This window comes from Tautonia sociabilis, from assembly GCF_003977685.1.
GTDB lineage: Bacteria > Planctomycetota > Planctomycetia > Isosphaerales > Isosphaeraceae > Tautonia > Tautonia sociabilis.
Genome location: NZ_RYZH01000051.1, coordinates 1 through 21,945, shown reverse-complemented (window position 1 = coordinate 21,945; position 21,945 = coordinate 1). Strand labels below are relative to the sequence as shown.

Below are 21,945 nucleotides of genomic sequence, written 5' to 3'. Positions count from 1 at the left end.
GGATCGAGCATCCCGGAGGGCCCCTTCCAATGATCGCACGCCCCCTCCCCCCCGCTGGCCCTCCTTGCGGTCGGGTCCGCCGCCGGACGTTTCTGGCCGACATCGGCTTCGGGATCACCGGCCTCGCCCTCGGCGCGATGCTCCACCGAGACGGCGTCGTCCGCGCCGCCGCTCTCGACACCGGCGCCGCCGCCCCCGATCCCGGACCCCACTTTCCCCCCCGGGCGAAGAACGTCATCTGGATCTTTCTCTCCGGCGGCGTCAGCCACTTGGAGACGTGGGACCCCAAGCCCGCCCTGAACCGCTACGCCGGCAAGACGTATGCCGAGACGCCGTTCGAGAACCCGTTCGAGAATCCCCTGTTCCGTGAGCGTTCCCGAGCGGTTGTCGGCGCCGACCGGACCCACGCGCAGATCTTCCCCCTGCAGGTCGGCTTCCGGAAGCGCGGCGAGTGCGGAGTCGAGATCTCCGACTGGTGGCCCGAGCTGGCGTCGTGCGCCGACGACATCGCCTTCGTCCGCTCGATGTACACCACCGATAACGACCATGCCGCCGAGTTCCAGTTTCACAGCGGCCGGCACAAGCTCGACCCGAGGGAGCCGACCATCGGCTCCTGGATCCACTACGGCCTCGGCTCGCTCAACGAGAACCTGCCACAATTTGTCTTCCTGGGAAAATATAAGGATACGCGCGTCCGAGAGAACTTCGACGCCCTCTACCTCGGACCGGAGCATGATGGCATCGAGCTCTCTCTCGACCCCGGCGCCCCCCTGCCCTTCGGTTCCCGGCCCGACGGGATGCTCGCTGAGGAGCAGCGCGCGCAGTTCGAGTTCATTCGGGACCTAAACGCGCTCTCCGGGGTTGAGTACCCGGACGACGAGCAGCTACGAGCCCGCATCAAGGCATATGAACTGGCCTACCGAATGCAGGCCTCCGTTCCCGAGGCCCTCGACCTCGGCGCCGAGTCGGCCGAGACGGAGCGGCTGTACGGCATTGATCGCGAGGAAACCGCCATCTACGGCCGTCGCCTGCTCGCCGCCCGTCGCCTGGCCGAGCGCGGGGTCCGGTTCACGCTCGTCTATCTGAGCGACTACGGCGAGTGGGACTCGCACACCCAGCTCCGCGACCTGCACGCCCGATCCTGCGCCCGAGTCGATCGGCCGATCGCCGGCTTGCTGAAGGACCTGAAGCGGCGCGGCATGGATCAGGAAACGGTTGTCGTTTGCTGCACCGAGTTCGGCCGCACCCCCGGCCTGGAGATGCGCGATACCCTGGCCAATCCCACCGGCCGAGACCACCACCCGCATGCCTTCACCGTCTGGCTCGCCGGTGCCGGCGTGAAGAAGGGGGTTGTGCACGGCAAGACCGACGAGCTGGGCTTCCACGTCGTCGAGCACCCCCACTACGTCACCGACATCCACGCCACTCTGCTGCACCTGCTGGGGCTCGACCCGAAGCGGCTGGACATCCCCGGCCGGAAGCGGCTGGAGATCGACCACGGCCGGCCGATCGCCGAGATCCTGGCCTGACCCTGGGCGCGTCGATCGGGTCGCCGACAGCTCGACGTCATCGAGGGCGTCTCCCGGAATCTTGGAGCTTATTGGTAGTCGATCATGTGTGGATCGGGGAGGCCGCGGTCGAGTTGATGCTGGGGTTCGGGAGGACCCCGCAACCAGCGACCGACGCCACCTCGGCCGTCCCGATCCGGCGGCCAGGCAGCCAGGATCCCCGGGGTCATCGTCCCGTCTGGCGTGCCGATCCGGCGGCCGAGGTCTTCCCGAGGCTTGCCCCGACGCCTCGCATCGGTTCAAGTAGCGATCGCATCGCGACCGTTCCCGGTCCTTCCCCGCCAGGGGCCGGGCCCGAACCCGATCGCATCCGGGGGACGCATCACCATGACGCGACTGGCCCTTCTCGCCGCCGTCCTGTCGATCGCAACGCCTCCCTCCCTCGCCGTCGCCCAGGAGGAGCGGCCGGAGCGAGCCCGGCCCTCGACGACCCCCGAGGGGATCGAGACGGGCTGGCACGGTGAGGGGACCCGAGGAGCCGTTGTGGCGGGGGGGGGGGAGGCGGTCGAGGCCGGCATGGAGATCCTCCAGGCTGGCGGCAACGCGATCGACGCCGCCGTGGCCGTGCTGCTGGCGCTGGGAGTGACCGACGCACCGTCATACTGCCTTGGCGGTGAGGTGCCGATCCTCGTCTACGACGCCGACCGCAAGGTCGTCGAAGCGATCGTCGGCCAGGGGGCCGCCCCCCGCCTGGCGACCCGGGAGTACTTTGAGGAGAAGGGAGGCATTCCGCGGGAGGGAATCGAGGCCGCCGCCGTTCCCGCGGCGATCGACGCCTGCCTGACCGCCCTGGGACGCTCGGGCACGATGCGGTTCGCCGAGGTCGTGGCCCCCACGCTCCGCATCCTCGACCGAGGGCAGTACCCCTGGCACACCGACCTGGCGCGGACCCTCCGCCGGCTCGCCGAGGCCGAGGCGTCGGCCAACGATCGTCTCCGCGGCCTCCGCCTGGCCGCCGATTACTTCTACCGGGGGCCGATCGCCCACCGGATCGACTCCTGGTCGCGAGCGAACGGAGGTTTGCTCCGAGCTGTCGACCTGGCGACCCACGTCACCCGGGTCGAGGAGCCGGTCTCGGCTGACTACCGAGGCTACCGAGTGCTGAAGCCGGGGCCGGTCACCCAGGGACCGGCGCTGCTCCAGGCCCTCAGGCTCCTTGACGGGTACGACCTCGCCCCCCTCGGCCCGGAGGATCCGAAGGCGATCCACGTCCAGGTTGAGGCCCTGAAGCTCGCCCTGGCCGACCGCGACGAGTATTACGCCGATCCCCTCTTCGAGCAGGTGCCGCTCGAGACCCTGCTCTCCGAGTCGTACACCGACGCCCGACGCACCCTGATCGACCCCGAGCGTGCCTCGATTGAGCGCCGGCCCGGCGACCCCTCCTCGGGCTCGGCCCTGCTCGACCCCGACCGCTCGGCCGTCCGGGTCGCCGAGGGGGGGCCGTCGATCGACACGACAACCTGCCTGGTGGCCGACGCCGAGGGGAACGTCGTCGCCGCCACGCCGAGCGGCTGGTCGGGCGTCCTGGCCGGCGACACGGGCATCTGGCTCGGCTCCCGGCTCCAGAGCTTCAACACGTGGGAGGGCCACCCGAACGCGATCGAGCCCGGCAAGCGGCCCCGGATCACCCTGACGCCGACGATCGTGATGAAGGACGAGCGGCCTGTCATCGCCGTCAGCGTCGCTGGCGGCGATGCGCAGGATCAATCAACCTTGCAAATGCTCACCAGCCTGATCGACTTTGGCCGATCCCCCGCCGAGGCCGTCACCGCCCCCCGCTTCAACTCGGAGCACTACGTCGGCTCCTTCGGCCAGCGGCCGCCGCAGCTCGGTGAGCTGCGGTTGAGCACGGAGTACCCCGACGAGGTGGCCTCGGCCCTCGAAACGCTCGGGCACTCCGTTGTGCGGGTCCGCCAGCCCGTCTCCTCGAACCCGACGGTGCTCCGCATCGACCCCGCCTCCGGCCGGATCGAGGCCGCGGGCGATCCCGTCTCCCGACGCCACGCCGCCGCCTACTGACCGACGAGGGGAACGTCTTGCCATGACCACCGTATCCCGACTTCCGATTGCGCTCGCCCTCGTCGCCTGTCTGCTCCCGACCGGCCTCGCCGCTGATCAGGATGAGGGGCCCTACGACCTGATCATCCGGGGCGGCCGGGTCGTCGACGGCACCGGCAACCCCTGGCGGTTCGCCGATGTCGCCATCCGGGGCGACCGCGTCGCCGTTGTCGGCCGGATTCCCGACGACACCCCGTCGGCCCGGACGATTGACGCGACCGGGCTGGTCGTGGCTCCGGGATTCATCGACATCCACTCGCATTCCGACCGCGTGCTGTTCGAGTCCGGCGCCGCCGAGTCGAAGATCCGCCAGGGGGTCACCACCGACATCCTCGGCGAGCACACCTCCGGCGGCCCGAATGTCGAGCCGGTCGAGGAGACGATCGCCGGCGAGCCGGTCCGGATCGCCTCGATGGGGGACTATCTCTCCGCCGTCGAGCGCTCGGGCATCGCCATAAACGTCGCGTCCTACGCCGGCCTTGGCAACATCTGGGGAGGCGTGATGGGGGCCTCGTTCGACCGCCCCACCGAGTCGCAGTTCCAGGCGATGGAGGAGCTGCTCGACCGGGCGATGGCCGATGGGGCCCTCGGGCTCTCGACGATGATCATGCACCCGCAGTCTCTGGGGGTCACGGTCGACGACCTCGCCCGGCTCTGCGGCGTGGTGGCCCGGCACGGCGGCATCTACTCGTCCCACATCCGCACCGAGGGGGAGGGCGTGATGGAGGCGATCGCCGAGGCGATCGCCGTCGGTGAGCTGGCCGGCGTGCCGGTGGAGATCATCCACCTGAAGATCGCCGACCAGTCCCTCTGGGGCCGCATGGACGAGATCGTCGCCACCATCGACGCGGCCCGAGCCCGAGGGGTCGACGTCCAGGCGAACGTTTACCCTTACACCCGGGGAAACAACGACCTCGTCAGCATCATCCCCCCCTGGGCCCACGAGGGAGGCCGGGACGCCCTGCTCTCCCGACTGGCCGACCCCGAAGCCCGAGAGCGGATGAAGGTCGATATCCTGGCCGGTCTCCCCGGCTGGTACAACCACTACCTCGCCGTCGGCGGTGACTGGTCCCGCATGCTCATCTCGGCCAAATTGACGCCCGAGCACAAGCGATTCGAGGGGAAAACGATGGACGTTGTCCTTGCCGGCCTCGCCGCCGGCCAGGACCCCTCCCCGGACCCCCTGGACCTGATGTTCGACTTCCTCCGGGCCGAAGGGGGGTCAATCGGCACCATCTACGCCCACCACACCGAGGAAGATATGAACCTCGCCCTGGTACAACCCTGGTGCTCGATCGGCTCCGACGGCTCGGCCCTCGCCATCGATGGCCCGCTTCGCCGAGGCCACCCGCATCCGAGGAACTTCGGCACCTTCCCCCGCGTGCTCGGGCATTACGTCCGTGAGCGACAGTTGCTCGGCCTGGAGGAAGCGATCCGCAAGATGACCTCGCAGAACGCCGCCAAGGCCGGTCTGCTCGACCGCGGCCTCCTCCGGCCTGGCGCTTTCGCCGACGTGACGGTGTTCGATCCTGAGACGGTGATCGACCGATCCACGTACCTCGAACCGTTCCAGTACTCCGAGGGGATTACGCATGTTGTCGTTAACGGCACACTCGTGCTTGACGACGGCCGATCGACCGGAGCCCGTCCCGGCCGGGCGCTCCGCCGCGAACGTTGATCCGGCGGCGAGCACTCGCCAAGGGGGAGGTCGGCCATGAGGCGATCGGTTTCGCTCCGCTTGCTGGTCATCGCGGGGGCATGGCTCGCTCCTCCTCTGGCCCGATCGGCCGAGGGGGACGACGCCCCCCGGCTCTCGATCGAGGACGTCTTCCCCCCCGATCCGATCCAGACGCACGCGCCGTCGATCGTCGAGTGCCGCGATGGCGGTCTGCTCGCCTCCTGGTACGGCGACCGCGAGGGGTCTGAGGACGATTCGGCGATCTTCGGCGCCCGCCGGGCCCCGGGGGCCGACCGCTGGACCGAGCCCTTCCTCCTGGCAGACACCCCCGGCTTCCCGGACGGGAACACGAGCATGGCGGTCGCCCCGGACGGCCGGCTCTGGCTCTTCTGGCCAACCATCATCGGCGGCTCCTGGGAGTCGTGCCTGCTGAATGTCCGGGTCTCGAGCGACTTCGACGGGTCCGGCCCCCCGAGCTGGGAACGCGAGGGCGTTCTCTTGCTCCGACCGGCTGACTTTCGGGACGAGGCCCTGGCCCTGCTCGGCGACCGCGACCTGCGACCCCCCCGAGGGGCGATCGTCGGTCCCGGCGGGCAGCGGGAGAAGCTGGCCGATCCGCTCTACCAGCGCCTTGGCTGGGCCAACCGCTGCAAGCCGACCTTCCTGCCCGGCGGTCGGATCGTCCTCCCGCTCTATTCCGACACCTTCTCGATCTCGATCATGGCGATCAGCGACGACGGCGGCGCCTCCTGGCGCGCCAGCCGGCCGCTGCTGGGATTCGGCAACATCCAGCCGACCGTTCTCCGCCGCGATGACGGCTCGCTCGTCGCCTACATGCGGGAGAATGGTCCAATCGACCGCATCCGGGTCGCCGAGTCACAAGACGGTGGCGAGACCTGGGGCCCGATCGGCGAGACGGAACTGCCCAACCCGGGGAGCGGGATCGACGCCGTCCGCCTCGCCAGCGGCCGCTGGCTGCTGGTTTACAACGACGACGCCACCTCCCGAGCCCGCCTGGCCGTTTCCGTCTCCGACGACGAGGGCCGCTCCTGGTCGCCCCCCCGCTTCCTGGAGCGGCACGAGGCCGGGCGCTATCAGTATCCGGCCGTCATCCAGGCCCGGGACGGGACCATCCACGTCATCTATAGCTGCTTTATCGCCGCCGAGCCTGGCGACCCCGGATTCGACCCGGAAGCCCGGAACCAGTTCATCGCCAGGACGATCCGGCATGCGTCCTTTCCCGAGTCCTGGGCCTTGACGCGCGACTGAGCCCCGGCATGCGGGCCTCCTCCTCCGATCCGCGAATGGGGCGAGCTGGTGCATCTTCGCTCGATTTCCGGGTCCGCTCCGATATAATGTCAACTCACCCGCTTCTCCGGGCCGCCCGGACGTGCCGCCGATCGCTCGAGCCGACCATCTCCCCCACCGGACCCGGAGCCGCCCAAGAGCACCTCTCATGCCGCTGACCCTGGTGATCGATGACGACCGCTCCGTGCAACACCTGGTGACTCAGGCGCTCAAGCCGCTGAAGGTCGACGTCCTCAGCGCGGCCACCGCCGAGGAGGGGCTCGACCAGATCCGGGAGCGCTCGCCCGACGTCGTCCTGCTCGACATCATGCTCCCGGAGACATCCGGTCTGGAACTCTACCGCCGGGTCTTCGACCTCGACCCCAAGCTGCCGGTCATCTTCATCACCAGCGTCTCCTCCGGCCAGACGGCGATCGAGGCCATCAAGCTCGGCGCCTACGACTACATTCACAAGCCGCTGGACGTCGAGCAGCTCCGCGAGAAGGTCAACCAGGCCGTCGAGATCCGACGCCTGATGCACGACCCCGTCGTCCTGCCCCACGCCGGTACCGAGCCGACCGAGGGGGATCTGCTCGTCGGCAACAGCCCGCAGATGATGGAGGTCTACAAGGCGATCGGCCGAGTCGCTCCGCAGGACGTCACCGTTCTGATCCGTGGTGAGAGCGGCACCGGCAAGGAACTGGTCGCCCGAGCCATCTACCAGCACAGCCGTCGCGCCCACGGCCCGTTCCTCGCCATCAACTGCGCCGCCATCCCCGAGGGGCTGCTCGAGTCGGAGCTGTTCGGCCACGAGAAGGGAGCCTTCAGCGGCGCGGTTACTACGCGCATTGGCAAGTTCGAGCAATGCGACGGCGGCACCATCTTCCTCGACGAGATCGGGGACATGACGCCGGTGCTCCAGTCCAAGGTTCTCCGCCTGCTCCAGGAGAAGCAGTTCGAGCGCGTTGGCGGCAACAAGACCATCAAGGTTGACGTCCGGATCATCGCCGCCACGCACCGCGACCTGGAGAAGATGCCCGAGGAGAAGTTCCGCTCCGACCTGTACTACCGCCTCAACGGCTTCGTCATCACCCTCCCCCCTGTCCGGGACCGGGGAGACGACTTGCTGGTGCTCATCGACCACTTCCTCCGTCGCTTCAACCGAGAACTGGGCAAGCAGGTCCAGGGGCTCTCGGGAGACGCCCTGAAGCGGATGATGCGCTACGGCTGGCCAGGCAACGTCCGGGAATTGCAGAGCGTGCTCCGCCAGGCGATGCTCCAGTCCACCGGCCCGGTCCTCATCACCGACTTCCTCCCCGCCGATGTGCGATCCGGCCGAGGCCGGGACGCTGTTTCCCCGGGCGAGGGCTCCGTCGGCACCGACCTCGACCACTTCATCCGGGACCGGCTCGCGGCCGACTCCAAGGACCTCTACGCCGAGGCGATCGAATTCCTCGAAGGGGTCCTCCTCCGCCGCGTTCTCAGCGCCACCGGAGGCAACCAGTCCCGGGCGGCGGAGATCCTGGGGATCGCCCGAGGCAGCCTCCGCAACAAGATCCGGGCCCTCGGCATCACCATCGACCGCGTCGTCTCCGGCGACTCCGACGACGACACCGACTGACGCCCCCCCTGCTCGCACCAAGCCCGGTCCTCCCCGATCCTTCTGGAAGATCGCGCCCGACCCCCCGCCCCTGGAATTCGTATCCCCAAATAACGGCGATTACGGTCTGATGGCCCGGAGCTCGCCCGGTGGCCTCGCCGCCCGGCCCCGGGCATCGCACCGATCGGAAGGAGGCGCCCGGGGCCGACCGGGGCGCGGTGCCCATGTCGCAGACCATCGCCATCGACCCCGCCCCTCGGCCTTCCCCGGCCCCCGGCTCGATCATTAGGCGACACCTGCCCCCCCCCGCCGCGCTGGGCCTCGCCTCCGGACTGCTGCTGGCGATGGCCTACGAGCCCGTCGCCGCCTGGTGGCTCGCCTGGGTCGCCCTCGTCCCGCTGCTCCTGCTGGTGAGGTCGCGGAGGTCCGCGGCGGCTGTCTCTACCGGAGCCTGGCTGGGGGGTCTGACCTTCTGGCTGATCTCGGTGGAGTGGGTCCGGTCCTCGGACGAATCCGCCTGGCCCGGCTGGCTGGCGCTGGCGATCGTCCTGTCCTGCTGGTGGCCGGTCGCCCTCGGGCTGATGCGGGTGATGGTCCGTCGCCTTGGCATCCCGTTGATGATCGCCGCCCCGGCCGCCTGGATCGGCGTCGAGTACGTCCGAGGGCTCTATCCGCTCAACGGCTTTCCCTGGTTTTTCCTCGGGCACAGCACGTACCGATTGCTCCCGCTCATCCAGGTGGCCGACCTCGCCGGCGCCTGGGCCCTCGGCGTGCTGGTGATGCTGGTCAACGCCTGGATCGTCGGCCTGATCGAGGAGCCAAGAACGGTCCCCTTCCCCGACGGCCCCCGCATCGCGCGATCCCAGGTCATCCGGGCCGCCGTGGTGGTCGGCGCGATAGGCGCCTGCCTGGGTTACGGCGTCGTCCGGCTCGCGACTTCGGAATTTCAGGACGGCCCGAGGATCGCGCTGATCCAGTCCGATATCCCCCAGATCTTCGGCGGCGGGCCTGACTCCCTCGAGGTGCTCGCCACGTTCCGCCGCCTGGTCGACGACGCCCTGAGCGACCGCCCCGACCTGGTCGTCTGGCCCGAGACGATGTTCCCGTACGGCTGGGTCGACGTCTCCCCCGGGCTTCCTGACGACGAGTTCGACCGCCAGGCCCGCATTCTCCTTCCCAACGCCAACCCTGCCCGCCTGGCCGAGTTCGGCGCCGAGGTGCGTTCCCTGCTTCACGACTGGACCAACCAGGCCGGCGTGCCGATGATCGTCGGCATCACGTCCTACGTCTTCCGCCCCGAGGGGGCCACCCGGCATAACACCGCGCTGCTGCTGGAACCCGGCACCGAGGCGGTCCAGATGTCCCACAAGCTGCACCTCGTCCCCTTTGGCGAGTACGTGCCGCTGGTCGAGACGATTCCCTGGGTCCTCGCCCTCACTCCCTTCGACGCCGACCACATGCCCTCGCTCGACCCCGGCCCCGGTCCGGGCTCGCTCCGCCTCGACGGCTGGCGGTTCGCCTCCGCCATCTGCTTCGAGGACAGCGTCCCCCACGTCACTCGGCTTCTGGCGGGCTCCTCAGACGGCGACGCCCCCGACATCCTCCTGAACCTCTCCAACGACGGCTGGTTCCGGGGCACCGCCGCTCACCAACTCCACCTGGCCAACAGCGTGCTCCGCGCCGTCGAGCTGCGCGTCCCCGTTGCCCGAGCCGTGAACACCGGCATCTCCGCCGTGATCGACGGCAATGGCGTCGTTCGATCCTCCCTCCCCCCTCCCCACCGCGGCGACTCCGCCCATGCCGCCGAGGGGGTCCTCACGGCCACCATCCCCCTCGACCCCCGCACCAGCCTCTACGCCCGATTCGGCGACTGGCTCCCGCTCGGATGCCTCGCGCTCACCCTCGGCTGTCTTCCCGTCGCCGCCGGCCGGTCGCTCCGAGCCCGACTCCGGGCCGGCTGACGCCGGGTTGGGCCCCTCGTGCCTCTTCAGAGCAGAGGCCGTGGTCAGTCGCCGGAGCCGGCCAGATCGGATTCAAGAGCGAGGCGAATGGCGGTGCGGAGGCCCGGATCGCGCTCGGGGTCGCCGAAGGGGACGGGCTCGAAGAGGGTGTCGGGGTCGTCGGAAGGGGGGCGGGCGGTCGTGGTGACCTCGACGTCGGGGGAGACGCCCAGCTCGCTGTAAGGGTGGTCCTGGGGGGAGTAGAACTTGGCGGTGGTGAGCTTCAGGGCGGCGTCGGCCGAGCGGAGGGGGTAGATGCTCTGGACCGAGCCCTTGCCAAAGCTGCGCCGGCCGACGACGAGGGCGCGGCGGTGTTCCTTCAACGCGCCGGCGAGGATTTCGCTCGCGCTGGCGCTATCGCCGTCGATCAGGACGGTCAGCGGCATGCGCCAGGGGGCCGAGGGGGAGGCGAGGTAGTCGAACGTTTGGCCGGGGGCTCGGCCCCGGGTGGCGACGATGCGGCCACGGTCGAGGAAGCGATCGGCCAGCTCCACGGCGACATTCAGCAGGCCGCCGGGATTGCCGCGAAGGTCGAGCACGAGATGACGCATTCCTCGGGAGCGGAGGGAAGAGACGGCGGCGTCCATCTCGTCGATGGTGGTCTTCTGGAAGCTGACCAGGCGGATGTAGCCGATGCCGCCCTGGAGTAGTCGGGAGGACTCCACGCTCTTGACCTCGACCGGACGGCGGACGAGGAGGACGGCGCGGGAGTGGCCGTCGAGGCCGAGCACGGTGAGCGTGACCGAGGAGCCTTCCTCGCCCTGGAGGGTCGCGGCGGCGGCGTCCAGGCCAAGGCCGGCGAGCGGTCGGCCGTCGACGGAGACGATCACTTCCCCTGGCCTGAGGCCGGATTCGGCCGCAGGACCGCCAGGGATGACGCTCACCAGAGTCAGGCCTCGGTCGCAGGATTTCAACTCGACGCCGATGCCAACAAAGTTGCCGTCAATCTCGGCGTAAAGGTCGGCAAGCTTGTCGGGGGAGAGGCAACCGGAGTACTCATCCAGCGCATCGCACGCACCGTAAACGAATTCGAGGGCGATGGCCGATCCGGGGAGATCCAGGGCGCGGTCGGCAAGATCGCAGGCGAGCTCCACCGTGGCGCGGGCCTCGAGGCGGGAGGAGGCGGACACGCGCTGGCGCTGGGAGCGGTAGGCGTCTCGGAGCCATCGGATGCGGTCGGCCCACTCCGGGGCGGTGACCTGATGGGCGCTGAGGAAGATGGGGTCGCGGAGGGCGACCTCCAGGTTGTCGAATCCGTGCCGGAGCAGGGGTTCAAGGCGGATGGGCTCGACGTAGCCGGCCTCGATGCGCTCGACCAGCTCATCGAAGAGATCCAGGGCGTCGGTGAGGGGGAGGCGGAGCAGGACCTCTCGGAAGCTGCGGTCCTCGTAGCGGCGACCGAGCCGGTAGTGGGTCTCACAGAGGCGGAGACGGTGGCGCAGCTCGGTGCGGCTGGGCCAACGCTCGAGGGCCCGTTGGTAGACCTCGATGGCGGCGGACCACTCCCGGCCGCGTTCGAGCTCCAGGGCGCGAGCGAGGGCGTCGTCGGGAGTCTCGAGGTCGGCCAGGGCGGCCGGGGAGCGTCCCCCCGAGACGCCCTGGAGGGCGATCGCCGAGGAGGCGTGGAGGCCGATCGCCGGATTCGAGACCGGGTTGGGGGCTGAATTCGGGGCCGGGATCGCTGCCAGAGCGGAGGCGATCAGGGCTCCGACGGACGTCCGGATCAGGGCGAGCATCGACCACGATCCTCCCGCTGAGGAGCGGAGCGGGGAGGATCGGGGGCCTCGGGGATGGGGGTCACCGGATCGGGCCGGGCCGCTCGACGACTCGGAGAGGTCGGGAGGGGTCGGGGATCGGGGACCGTTGCCATCGCCTTGGCCTCCGTGATCCGTCCGCGCACCGATCCTTGGCTGCACGTCAAGAGAAGTGATTCAATCGATCAATCGGGGGGGTCAACGCTTCAAGTGATGTGGTCGCGGAACGGAGCACGGAGCATGCCGATGGCCTTCCTCGGGCCGGTCGGGCGTCCCTCCGCTCGACGATCCGATGCAACCGGGGCGATCACTCGGGGAGTCACGCCCGTCACGACGTAATCTATCATACCGACCCGGCCCGGGTCGCGAGCATCGGGCGGACAGGAGGACCTCGCCGTCGGTAGCTCCGGAAGAACCAGCAGGACTGTCAGGGAAGTCGTCGGAATTGCTGGAGATCGCCGCCGGGGAGGAGCCACGAGGGGAGAGAGAGGACCAAGGTCTTGGAATTGTGACACGAACGAACCGTATTGGCGAAGCCTGGTGTGACGCTCGATCCTCGGCGCAAGAGTCCGTCGTCGGCCCTCCGCGAAGGGGGACGGAAGGCGGTCTGCTCGGATTATCGATGGGAGGGGGCCTGGTGGCTCGGATTGAGCGGCACGCCCGCGGTTCGGACGCCTCCCGAACGGGGAGCCTCGATGCCAGCCGCCGAGCGGGGCGTTCCCGCCTCCGCTTTCCCGGAATCGGGAGCAAGAACCGCTGAGCAGGGGAGTCACGGGTGATGAGCCGCGGAGGGGGTGTTCCGGTCAGGAGGCGAGCTCGGAGAGGGAGTCGGAGGAGCTGAGGAACGATCGGAGTTTTTGAAAGGCGCGGGTCTTTTCATTGCTGACGGTCTTCGGGGCGACTCCCCAGCGGTCGGCGATCTCGGCGGGGGTTTCCCCGGCAAGGGTGGCTCGGATCAGTTCGGCCTCTCGGGGGGTGAGGGCGAGGTCGATCGCCTCGTCGAGGTCCTCACAGGCGTCTCGGTCGCGAGACTCGGAAGGGGGAGCGTCGAGCCCGTCGTCGAGGGAGCGGAGCGTTCGCTCACGCTGGGCGCGCTTCTTCGTGGCGTCGATGGCGCGGAAGAAGGTGGCTCCCTCCTCGCGGTCCCGGGAGAAGACTTCTCGGATGCCGAGGATCCCGACGGCGGCCATTAGCCCATCGAAGCCGGGGCGGCCAAGCTGTTTGAGCAGAGTGAGATAGACGGCCTGGGTGCAGTCATCAAATTTCTGCGGGGGAAGCCCGGCGCGGGCCCAGGAGCGGGAGAGGTAGCGGTCGAGCTGGGAGAGGCCGCCCCGGATCGCCTCGGCGTCGGCCGGGGCCTCGGCGAGTGCGGCGGAGGAGCCGGACTCGGACTCTGGAAGGGGGAAGAACTCGGAGCGGAGGGCCTGATCGAGGGCGGCGTCCCAGGCGGCGGAGTCGATCGGGGAGCCGATCGCGTGGGTGGCCTCCGCATCGAGGACCGGATCGGGCAGCACGCCGTGTTCGGCGGGAATGGCGAGCGGGGCTGTGACCAGGCCGCTGAAGAGGCGCATGGCCTCCAGGCCTTCGACACCAGGCCGGTAGGACCGCCTCGGCTTCTTCAGGTCCTCGTCGCTCACCGGACCTATCCTCCGTCGTGATCGAGTTCGACGGCCGTCGCTCCGCATCAGGACGGCCACCCGTCGCCGCCGATCTCCTCCGCCGCCCCGTATCCTATCGAACATGGCGTACCGGATAAGACCAATAATCCCGACATCAGGGATCGGAGAGGTCCTGCCGGTCTTAATGCATGCATTTGATCGTACGGTGCCGATCCGATCGCGTCAAGGATCGGGAGAGCGGGGGGACCGCGGTGTCTCCCAGATGGAATCTAAGCGATGGGGACGTCGGGTGTGGGGGAATTCCCGGGTCCTGGCGGTCGAAGCGAGGGGAAGCCCCCCCGGAGCCGCCCGACCACTGGAGGGAAGGGCGGAGGCAACCGGGGGGGCTGACGGCTCAGGACTGCTGGAGACGGTCACGGAGCTGTTGAAGTCGCTGCGCGGTGCGTTGCCGGGCGGCATCAAGCGCCGAGGCGGTCGGAGAGGTGGCCGGAGGGTCCTGCTCGCCGGGGAGGTTGAACGTGGGCACGCTGGTGCGCGGAGTGGATGGATTCAGAATGATCTTCCCGGATGCCCGGGGAGGGGGGGTGGGGACGGGGACGAGGCGATTGTTCACGAACCGGAAGAACTGGCCGATCGGGGGCTCTCCCTGGCCATCATGGGCGTTGGAACCTCGGCTGGGGAAGCGGTTGGGCTCGCCAGCGAAGGCCAGGTCGTTGCCGTCGCTGGGGAGGAAGCGAACCTGTCCGAGGCGGCCGATCAGCTCGTCGCGGGCGGCTCCTCCCCGGAGGGTGTTCCGGCCGAACCATCCGTGGAGCCGGGAGGGGAGGTCGCCGGCGTTGATCTTGTTGATGCCCCCGAGCCCTCCGTCGAGGGTGGCCAGTAGCGGGACCTCAGGGGAGATGGTGATGGTGTCGCTGGCCTTGGTGCCGTAGACGACCACCCGCTCCAGGTCGGAGGCCAGCGGGCGGAACTGGTCGATCTGGCCGTTGACGGACACCGTGATGCGCCCATCGACCAGGGTCACCATCACGGTGTTCGGGTCGGGCCGATGGAGGCGGCCGGGTTCAGGGGTGACGAGCAGAACACTGCCCACCTGGCGGACGGCTCCGGTGTCGACGGCGCCGGTGACGTTGAAGGTGACGGTGGCCGGCTCGCTCTCGAGGTTGGGCTCGGGGGGGCCCACGTCTCGGACTCGGAAGCTGAGGGAGTCGTTGCCGATGAAGTTGGTCGGCGGAGTGTAGGTGAGGGTGCCGGTATTCGGATCGAAGTTGGTGACCGTGCCGCGTGTCTGGGAGGTATCAAGAATGTAGGTGAGCGTTTGGCCGGACTCTGGGTTGCCGGTCTGTCCGGTCAGCTGCACGGCGACCGGGGTGTTGGCCTGGACCGTGACCTGCTGGGGGGTCGCGGTCGGGGGGACGTTCCTCATCTCCCCGCTGGAGACCGACACCCGGACCGTGGCCTCGGCGCTGGTGGAGTTCGGTGTGGGGGGGCCGACGTCGGTGACGGTATAGGTGAACAGGTCCTCGCCGGCGAAGTTGGTGTTGGGGGTGTAGGTCAGGGTCCCCGCGTTCGCGTCGAAGTTGCTGATCTGGCCGTTGACGGGGGGGCCGGTGAGCTGGTAGGTGAGCGTCTGTCCCGAGTCGGGGTTGTTGGTATCGCCGGCCAACTGGATGGTCACGGGCTGATTCTGGGTGGCTGCGACGTTGAGGGAGGTGGCCGTCGGTCGGTTGTTGTTGGTGACGGTGAGCGTGAGCTTCTGGGTGTCGAAGTTGCTGACCGCGTCGAGGCTGCCGGCGCGGTTGACCTGGTCGCGGACACCGACGAGGAGATTGATCGTCCCCTCGAAGCCGGAGTTCGGGGTGACGGTGACGAGGCCGGTCGCCTGGTCGACGGTGGCGGTGGCATTCTGGACCGGCGCGAAGGTGCCGTCGGAGGCGGTTCCCCCCCCGACGGCGTAGGTGAGCTGGTCGCCGGGGTTGGTGCTGGTGGCGTTGAGCGGAAACTGGACCGGGGTGCCGGGGGTGGTGAACTGGTTGGGGATCGGCCCGAGGAAGGGACGCTGGTTCTCGGAGTTCGCGACCACGTTGACCTGGAACGTCTCGGTATCGGTCGAGGCGCCTCCCGAGGCGGGGTCGGTGGCGGTGACGGTGATGGTGGCCGTCTGGCCGGCCTGGGCCGCGGTGGTGTCGATCAGCAGGGTGCCGTCGGGGTTCCCTCGACTGACCCGAGTGCCGGTGATCAGGATGGGGGAGACGGGGGCGTCGAGGTTGTTTCGGGTCACCTGCGTCATCTGCTGAAGGACGTCCTCTCCCTCAACAAGCTGGCCGAAGATGGTGTGGTTGAAGTCGAGGAAGGTGGGCATCCCGGTGGTGACGAAGAACTGGGAGCTATTGGTGTCGTCGCCGGCGTTGGCCATGGCGAGCTGCCCCATGCCGGTGAAGACCAGCGGGGCTCGAAACTCGTCGGCGAAGGGGAACCCGGGCTGATTGATCTCTCCCGTGCCGTTGCCGTTGGGGGAGCCGCCCTGAACGATGAACTCATTTCCGGGGAATCCGGTGGCGACCCGATGGAAATTCTTCGAGGGCAGGTTGGTGAAGTTCGGGTCGGGGTTCGTGGTGGGAGAGGTGTAGAAGCCCTGGTTCACCAGCGCGAGGATGCGGCGGACGGTGATCGGCGTCAGCTCTTCGAAGAGCTGGAAGGTGAGGGTGCCGGAGAAGGCCGGGTCGCCGGGGCCGCTGGAGGCGTGGGAGACATCGATCGACAGGAACGGTCCGTTGATGACCGAGACGCCGATGCTGGGATTGTTCGAGGAGGCGGAGAACACCTGGTTATCGGACCCGCCCTGGAGCGGGATGACTCTCCCCAAGTCAGCCGGAACACTGACGTTGGCGATCGGGTCGAGCGAAGCGACCAGCAACTGCCGGGGCTCGAGACCCTCCAGCCGAGGGCGATGGGCCCGACGCCGATCGAAGGCCGCCTCGCCGGCCCCGAGCCACCGTCGGATCGAACCGCCTCGCTTGCGATCCCGCATCGGACTCCTCCCGACTTTCGGCCATTCCCCAGGCGCTGGCTCGCCGTCGGCGCCGCCGCGCGATCGATTCAGTCCTTCCAATCGGCGAAACCGCCCCGGCGACTTGAGGCAAGCGGGGGCGAAAATCGATATGAAACCCACCGGCCGAGAAGGACGGCGCATCGGCTCCAGGGGCGCGGATCACGTCGTCCCCGGCATCGAATCCCATCCCGACCCGGCCATGACTTGACCTCGGAGACGCCGGCCCCCACGCACCGTGGTCGTCTCGCAAGGAAGAAGGATGAGCGGGCACGGCCGACGACTCGGGCGAGCGGTCGGCGCCGGGAACGGGTGTGTCGGGAGGATTGGCCCCAGGCTCAGCGGAAGGCTGATCCCCGATGCCGGAATGGGGCACGGGGAGGGGGATGTTGGAAGGAGAGGCGGGAGAGATCGATTGATTGAGTGGGGTTGAACCGCAACGGGGGGCGGGACCTCGGGGCTCATGAGGAGCCGGGAGAGGTCCCGCCCCCCGGAGGAGGACGGGCTGTCGGCGAGAACTCGGTGGCGGGAGGGGGATTACCGCCCGCCGTCCTTCGGCATGGCGAACTGGGTGACGGTGAGGCCGTCGTCCTCCATCACGCTGTAGCTGCCGCCCTGGGTGAGGTACTTGGCGAAGACGGAGAACTCGGGGATCTTCTCGATGTCGATCAGGTCGGAGAGGTCGGGCATCTGCGCGGCGGCCTCGCCGGCGCCGGCGGCGCCGGCCTGGAGGGCCTGCTGGAACTGGCCGCTCTTGAAGGCGTTGTAGACCGCTCGAGCCTGCTCCTCGGGGCGGTTAAAGGTGAAGGTGGACACCTTGGCGGGGTACTTGGCGGCGACCTTGAGGAACTGGGGGTCGTCGGCGAGGGTGCTGCCGCCGCCGCGGAGGATCTGCTCCAGCAGGGTGGGCTCGCTGGTGGCGAAGAGGTAGCCCTTGGCGATGGCGATGCTCACCTCGCCATCCAGTTGCATCGCAGGGGCGCCGGGGGCGGCGGGGAGCTCGGGCAGCTCGATGTCGAAGATGGTGGTGCCCTGGAAGTCCCGCTTCTCGGGGGTGAGGCCGGAGATGGCGAAGATCTTGTTCAGCGTGGTCTGGAAGGCCTGCTCGTCCTCCAGGGCGATGGCCAGGAGGGCATCCTGAGCATCGATGTCGAGCGCGTCGCCATCGCCGGAGTAAACCGAGATGATGGAGATGCGGTCGCCGAGGGGGCCGAAGAGATCCTGCTGGAAGCGGATGGTCTCACCGCCGGGGCCTTGCAGGCCGCGCTCGACATTCTCCAGGGCGCCGGGCAGGAACATGTTGACCAGGTCGCCGAGGGCCGCGTAGGCGGCGTCGAGGTCCCAGCTGATGGTCTGGTAGCTGGCGACGGTGGCGGGGACCCAGGGTTCGGGGGTGGGGGAGATGGTCGGCATCTGGAAGAGGCGGAGGATGCCGTTGCGCTGGCCGGGGGCGTAGAGGAAGGTTCGGGAGACCGAGTCGTAGTCGCCGGAGGCGAAGTCGACGGTGCCGCCGACGGCCTTGAGCTGGTTGACACCGAGGGTCTGGAGCAGGGCCTCGGCCTGGCCGGCCTCGCCCCCCTGTTCGGCGGCGGCCTGGACGAGCATCTGGATGGCCTGCTGAATGTCGATGTACCAGGAGACCTGGCTGTCGGTGCCGAGCTTCTCGCCGATGGCGGCGTAACTCGGGTTGGCGGCGAGGGAATCCTCGCGGCCGTCGGCGTTGGCGAGGAGGTCCTTCACCGCTTCGACGCCGACCCCGATGATGTAGACGCTCCCTTCGCTGGTCCAGACCAGCGGGGGGCTATCCTCGGCCGGGGGCTGAATGATGTGCAGGGTCTTGCCCTGGAACTCCTCGGTGCGGGCCTGCCCGTCAGCCTCTTGCTCGAGCTGTTCGGTGCCCTTGGCCATGATCTCGGCCATCTGCTCGGACTTGTCGCCGGCGTCGGCGACGAGCAGGGCGGCGATCGGGATCTCGTTCTCGCTGCGGGTGACGGCGAGCCAGGCGGGGCCCTGGGGAGTCTCGAGCAGCTCCTTGAGCGTCACGCCGATCCGCTGCTTGAGCTGCGTGTTGAGGTCCTCGAATTTGGCGCTGATGTCGTCCAGTAGCGGCTGCATGGCCGGGTCTTCCAGCAGGCGGCCGAACTGGCTGTTGCCGAGGGCCTCGCGCAGGTCGCTGGTGCTCTTGACCTTGACGACCGCCAGGGTGGAGCCCGGCAGGGCATCCTCGCCGGGGACCTGGGCCGAAGTTGGGGCGGCCGCCAGAATCAGGCCGAACAGGGTCAGTCCGGCGAGCACCCGAATCGGGGATCGCATCGGGCTAGTCTCCTTCCCGTGTCAGGGTAATCGGTCGGGGTCGGGGTCGGGGCCCGGCGGGTCTCGGCCGGAGGAGGATTCAGACTCGGATCCGGCCGAGCCGTGCCGGAGCGGGCCTCGATCGGGGTCGGCCCGCGTCCGGCGGGCGTTCGGGCCGGGTTCTTATCGCAACTCTTGTACCAGGAACGGACAGAATCAGGGCCCGGGAGCGGCGTCTGATCCGGCCGAGGCGACCGCCAGGGGAGGCGCCTCGGGGCGTCGTCGACGCGGGGGATCGAGGTAGCGGTAGCCGCTGTTGGGGTTGTCCTTATCGTAGGCGAAGGCGTCTCGGTTGCGGAGGAAATCCTTGACGTAGGAGATCGGGATGGCGAACCCGAGGTTGTCTCCGGCGGACGCTTTCATGTTGGTCACCCCGATCACCTCCCCGCGCAGGTTGAACAGTGGACCTCCAGAGTTACCCGGGTTGATGGCCGCGTCGGTCTGGAGGTACACCAGGCCCTCGAAGTTCCGGTTCAGCGTGCTGAGGATCCCCTGGGAGACGCTCCGCTCCAGGCCTAGGGGGTTGCCCACGGCGAAGGCGCCGTCGCCGGCATCGAGGTCTTCCGTCGTACCCAGCACGACGGGCTCGGGTTTCAGGCCCTCCTGCGGAGGGAGTTTTAACAAGGCGAGGTCGAGGAACGGGTTGACGGCGATGATCTGCACGTCCTCGACCTTGCGGCGGCGCCATCCGCTCGAGGTCTTCTGGTAGAGGATGGCGGAGATGCGCGTCTCTCCCTCGATGACGTGCGCGTTGGTGACAACGAAGCCGTCCCGGTTGATGATGAAGCCGGAGCCGAGCCCGGAGGGGGTCTCGATCGAGACGACCGCTTCGCCGAAGGTGTTGACCAGCTCGTTGACCGGCTTCGGAGGGAGCGATCCGGTGCGGTAGAAGCCGTCGGCCGGGCCGGGGTCGGCGAGGGGAGTGGCGGCGGTGCTGGTGGGAGCCGGCGCCTCGTCGGGGGCGCCGCGGCGGACGATCCGGTCCAGGGGGACTCGGATGACGTCGTGGCCAATGTCGATGAACAGGGCGTCCGGTTTCTCGGCGAGGACGCGCCCGACGACTTGGTATCCGTCCTTCAGGACGACGCGCTCGGTACGGGCGTCGCTGCCGTCGGGGCCAGCAGCGAGGGCGATGCCGGGACCGAGGCCGAGCAGAGCGGCCAGCGCCGGGAGGGCCGCCCGAGGACCATTCCGTGAGAGGCGTCTTCGCATGTGATCCTTCCTGATGCGAACGTCCCGCCATTGTAGTGGCGGCCGGTCGCGATTCAAGCCTCCGGCCCCCCGAGCGCCGGGACCGGCCCCGGCTCCCCTTCGGGCTCGGCCAGCAGGGCGTCAAAGCCGGGGGTCGAGGCGACTTCCGGGGCATCGGCGCCGTCGGGGATGGAGACGAACAGAGCCTCGGCCCCTTCGATCTGCTCGATCAGGTGCAGGCCTCGATCGGGGCCGAGGACCGAGGCGGCGGTGGCGAGGCTGTCGGAGGTGGTGCCATCGGGCGCCACCACGGTCACGCTGCTCCGGCTGGTCAGGCCGAGTCCAGTCCGGGGGTCGACGATGTGGGAGTAGCGAACGCCGTCGATCTCGACGAAGCGCTCGGCGTCTCCGGAGGTGGAGACGGCCTGATTCGCCAGGAGCACGTAGCGTTCGGGGGGGCCGGAGGGGTCGAGCGGGGCGATGCCGACGAGCCAGCCGGAGCGACCGGGGGGAGGGTCGCCGACGACGATATCGCCGGCTCCGGCGACGAGGGCCCGGGTGATGCCGGCCTCGCGGAGAACCTTCAGCGCGGCGTCGCTGGCATAGCCCTTGGCGATGCCGCCGACGTCCAGCCGCATCCCCTCGGAGGCGAGCCGGGCGGTGCGGGCGTCGGGGTCGAGTTCGAGGCGTCGCCAGTCGACCCGGGAGCGGGCCTGGTCGAGTTGCTCGGGGGAGGGCAATTCGCGGTTGCGCCGGGCGCGCCGCCAGAGCTTGACGACGGGGTTGATCGTCGCGTCGAAGGCGCCGTCCGAGCGCTCGGAGAGCTCTCGGGAGCGGCGGAGGACCTCGAAGAGATCCGCGCTGACGGGGATGGGAGGCCCGCCGGCGCGGTCGCCGAGGCGGGAAAGCTCGCTGTCGACGCGGTAGTCGCTGAGGGTGGCGTCGAGCTGGGCGATGCGGTCGAAGGCGGATCGGGCGGCGGCGCTGGCGGGGGCGGGGCCGGTGCAGTAAACTACGAGTTTGAACGCGCTGCCCATGTGGGTCTCGAGGAACTCGAAGCGTTCGAGTTCCTCCGGCTCATCACGATCGGCCCCGAGCGAGACGGCCGGGGCCGTCACCGTTGTCAGGACCAGCGCCAGCCACCAAACATCCATCGGTCGACCTCCCCCGGGGCGTCCCTCCGTCTCCCCCGGCCCGCCTTGGGCCGGTGCGCCCCGGCTTCTCCCGTACCGCGATGCAACCCATTCCAGCCGAAGTCTTCCCGCCCGTCCGAGGAGCGTTTCCGACGATGACATTCTCGCTGTCGCACGGCAGGACCGGGGCCGCCCTCCTCGCTTGCGCCCTGCTGGCCGCCGCGGCCCCGAGCCGGGGCCAGGAGGCCAGCGCTCCCGAGGAGATGAAGCCCTATACCGAGACGATACCCGGGACCGACCTCTCCTTCGAGATGGTTCCCATCCCCGGCGGCACCTTCCTCATGGGCAGCCCCGAGGACGAGCCCGACCGCCTGGAGCACGAGGGACCGCAGCACCCCGTCACCGTCGGACCGTTCTGGATGGGCAAGCACGAGGTCACCTGGGACGAGTACGACGAGTTCGCCTTCCAGTTCGATCTGAAGCGCAAGCAACGCGAGGGGGTTAAGGCGGACGACCAGCCCGAGGGGGAGGCTCTGTCGCAAAGAGAGCCGAAATGGGGGTGGGCCCGGTTGACAGTTTCGATGGAAGGGGAGGCACCTTCGTGGTGGACTGGGTCACAGCGACAATCGCCAGCACCCCGAAGGGCCCCCCCGATG

Annotated in this window: 13 protein-coding genes; 7 read left to right on the top strand and 6 right to left on the bottom strand. The window is 69.0% G+C overall.

Annotation, left to right across the window (positions count from 1 at the left end):
- Positions 1–29 precede the first annotated feature (29 nt).
- The 6 genes from TsocGM_RS20720 to lnt all read left to right on the top strand — a co-directional run bounded on the left by TsocGM_RS20720 (position 30) and on the right by lnt (position 10,152).
- The gene (locus TsocGM_RS20720) at positions 30–1,529 is read left to right on the top strand and encodes a DUF1501 domain-containing protein (protein WP_126727375.1); all 1,500 of its coding nucleotides are present in this window, start codon (positions 30–32) and stop codon (positions 1,527–1,529) included.
- Positions 1,530–1,895: 366 nt separating this feature from the next.
- Positions 1,896–3,587 (top strand): gamma-glutamyltransferase family protein, encoded by a 1,692-nt coding sequence (locus TsocGM_RS20715; protein ID WP_126727374.1) that lies wholly within the window; start codon positions 1,896–1,898, stop codon positions 3,585–3,587.
- A gap of 22 nt (positions 3,588–3,609) precedes the next feature.
- Positions 3,610–5,304 carry an N-acyl-D-amino-acid deacylase family protein gene (locus TsocGM_RS20710; protein ID WP_126727373.1) on the top strand — a complete coding sequence of 565 codons (1,695 nt, stop codon included), beginning with the start codon at positions 3,610–3,612 and terminating at the stop codon, positions 5,302–5,304.
- A 36-nt stretch (positions 5,305–5,340) separates the two neighbouring features.
- The gene (locus TsocGM_RS20705; protein ID WP_126727372.1) at positions 5,341–6,573 is read left to right on the top strand and encodes a sialidase family protein; all 1,233 of its coding nucleotides are present in this window, start codon (positions 5,341–5,343) and stop codon (positions 6,571–6,573) included.
- Positions 6,574–6,760: 187 nt separating this feature from the next.
- Positions 6,761–8,212 (top strand): sigma-54-dependent transcriptional regulator, encoded by a 1,452-nt coding sequence (locus TsocGM_RS20700; RefSeq protein WP_126727371.1) that lies wholly within the window; start codon positions 6,761–6,763, stop codon positions 8,210–8,212.
- A gap of 203 nt (positions 8,213–8,415) precedes the next feature.
- Complete coding sequence (gene lnt, locus TsocGM_RS20695) at positions 8,416–10,152, top strand: apolipoprotein N-acyltransferase (protein WP_126727370.1); 1,737 nt, start codon at positions 8,416–8,418, stop codon at positions 10,150–10,152.
- A 44-nt stretch (positions 10,153–10,196) separates the two neighbouring features.
- Here lnt and TsocGM_RS20690 read toward each other — a convergent pair whose 3' ends face one another.
- The 6 genes from TsocGM_RS20690 to TsocGM_RS20665 form a co-directional block, all read right to left on the bottom strand.
- Complete coding sequence (locus TsocGM_RS20690) at positions 10,197–11,927, bottom strand: S41 family peptidase (RefSeq protein ID WP_126727369.1); 1,731 nt, start codon at positions 11,925–11,927, stop codon at positions 10,197–10,199.
- 821 nt (positions 11,928–12,748) lie between these two features.
- A complete protein-coding gene (locus TsocGM_RS20685) occupies positions 12,749–13,582 on the bottom strand; it encodes a LuxR C-terminal-related transcriptional regulator (protein WP_233579067.1) in 834 nt (277 codons plus the stop codon).
- A gap of 376 nt (positions 13,583–13,958) precedes the next feature.
- Complete coding sequence (locus TsocGM_RS27710; protein ID WP_158633671.1) at positions 13,959–16,595, bottom strand: peptidylprolyl isomerase; 2,637 nt, start codon at positions 16,593–16,595, stop codon at positions 13,959–13,961.
- 555 nt (positions 16,596–17,150) lie between these two features.
- Positions 17,151–18,926, bottom strand: a complete 1,776-nt coding sequence (locus TsocGM_RS20675) for a hypothetical protein (protein WP_126727367.1) — start codon at positions 18,924–18,926, stop codon at positions 17,151–17,153.
- A gap of 195 nt (positions 18,927–19,121) precedes the next feature.
- On the bottom strand, positions 19,122–20,177 hold the full coding sequence (locus TsocGM_RS20670) for a S1C family serine protease (RefSeq protein WP_126727366.1): 1,056 nt from the start codon (positions 20,175–20,177) through the stop codon (positions 19,122–19,124).
- 53 nt (positions 20,178–20,230) lie between these two features.
- Positions 20,231–21,310 (bottom strand): FAD:protein FMN transferase, encoded by a 1,080-nt coding sequence (locus tag TsocGM_RS20665; protein WP_158633670.1) that lies wholly within the window; start codon positions 21,308–21,310, stop codon positions 20,231–20,233.
- A 134-nt stretch (positions 21,311–21,444) separates the two neighbouring features.
- Between TsocGM_RS20665 and TsocGM_RS20660 the strand changes: the two genes are divergently transcribed.
- Positions 21,445–21,945: formylglycine-generating enzyme family protein (locus TsocGM_RS20660; protein ID WP_148114886.1), on the top strand; the 501-nt coding region annotated here is incomplete at its 3' end.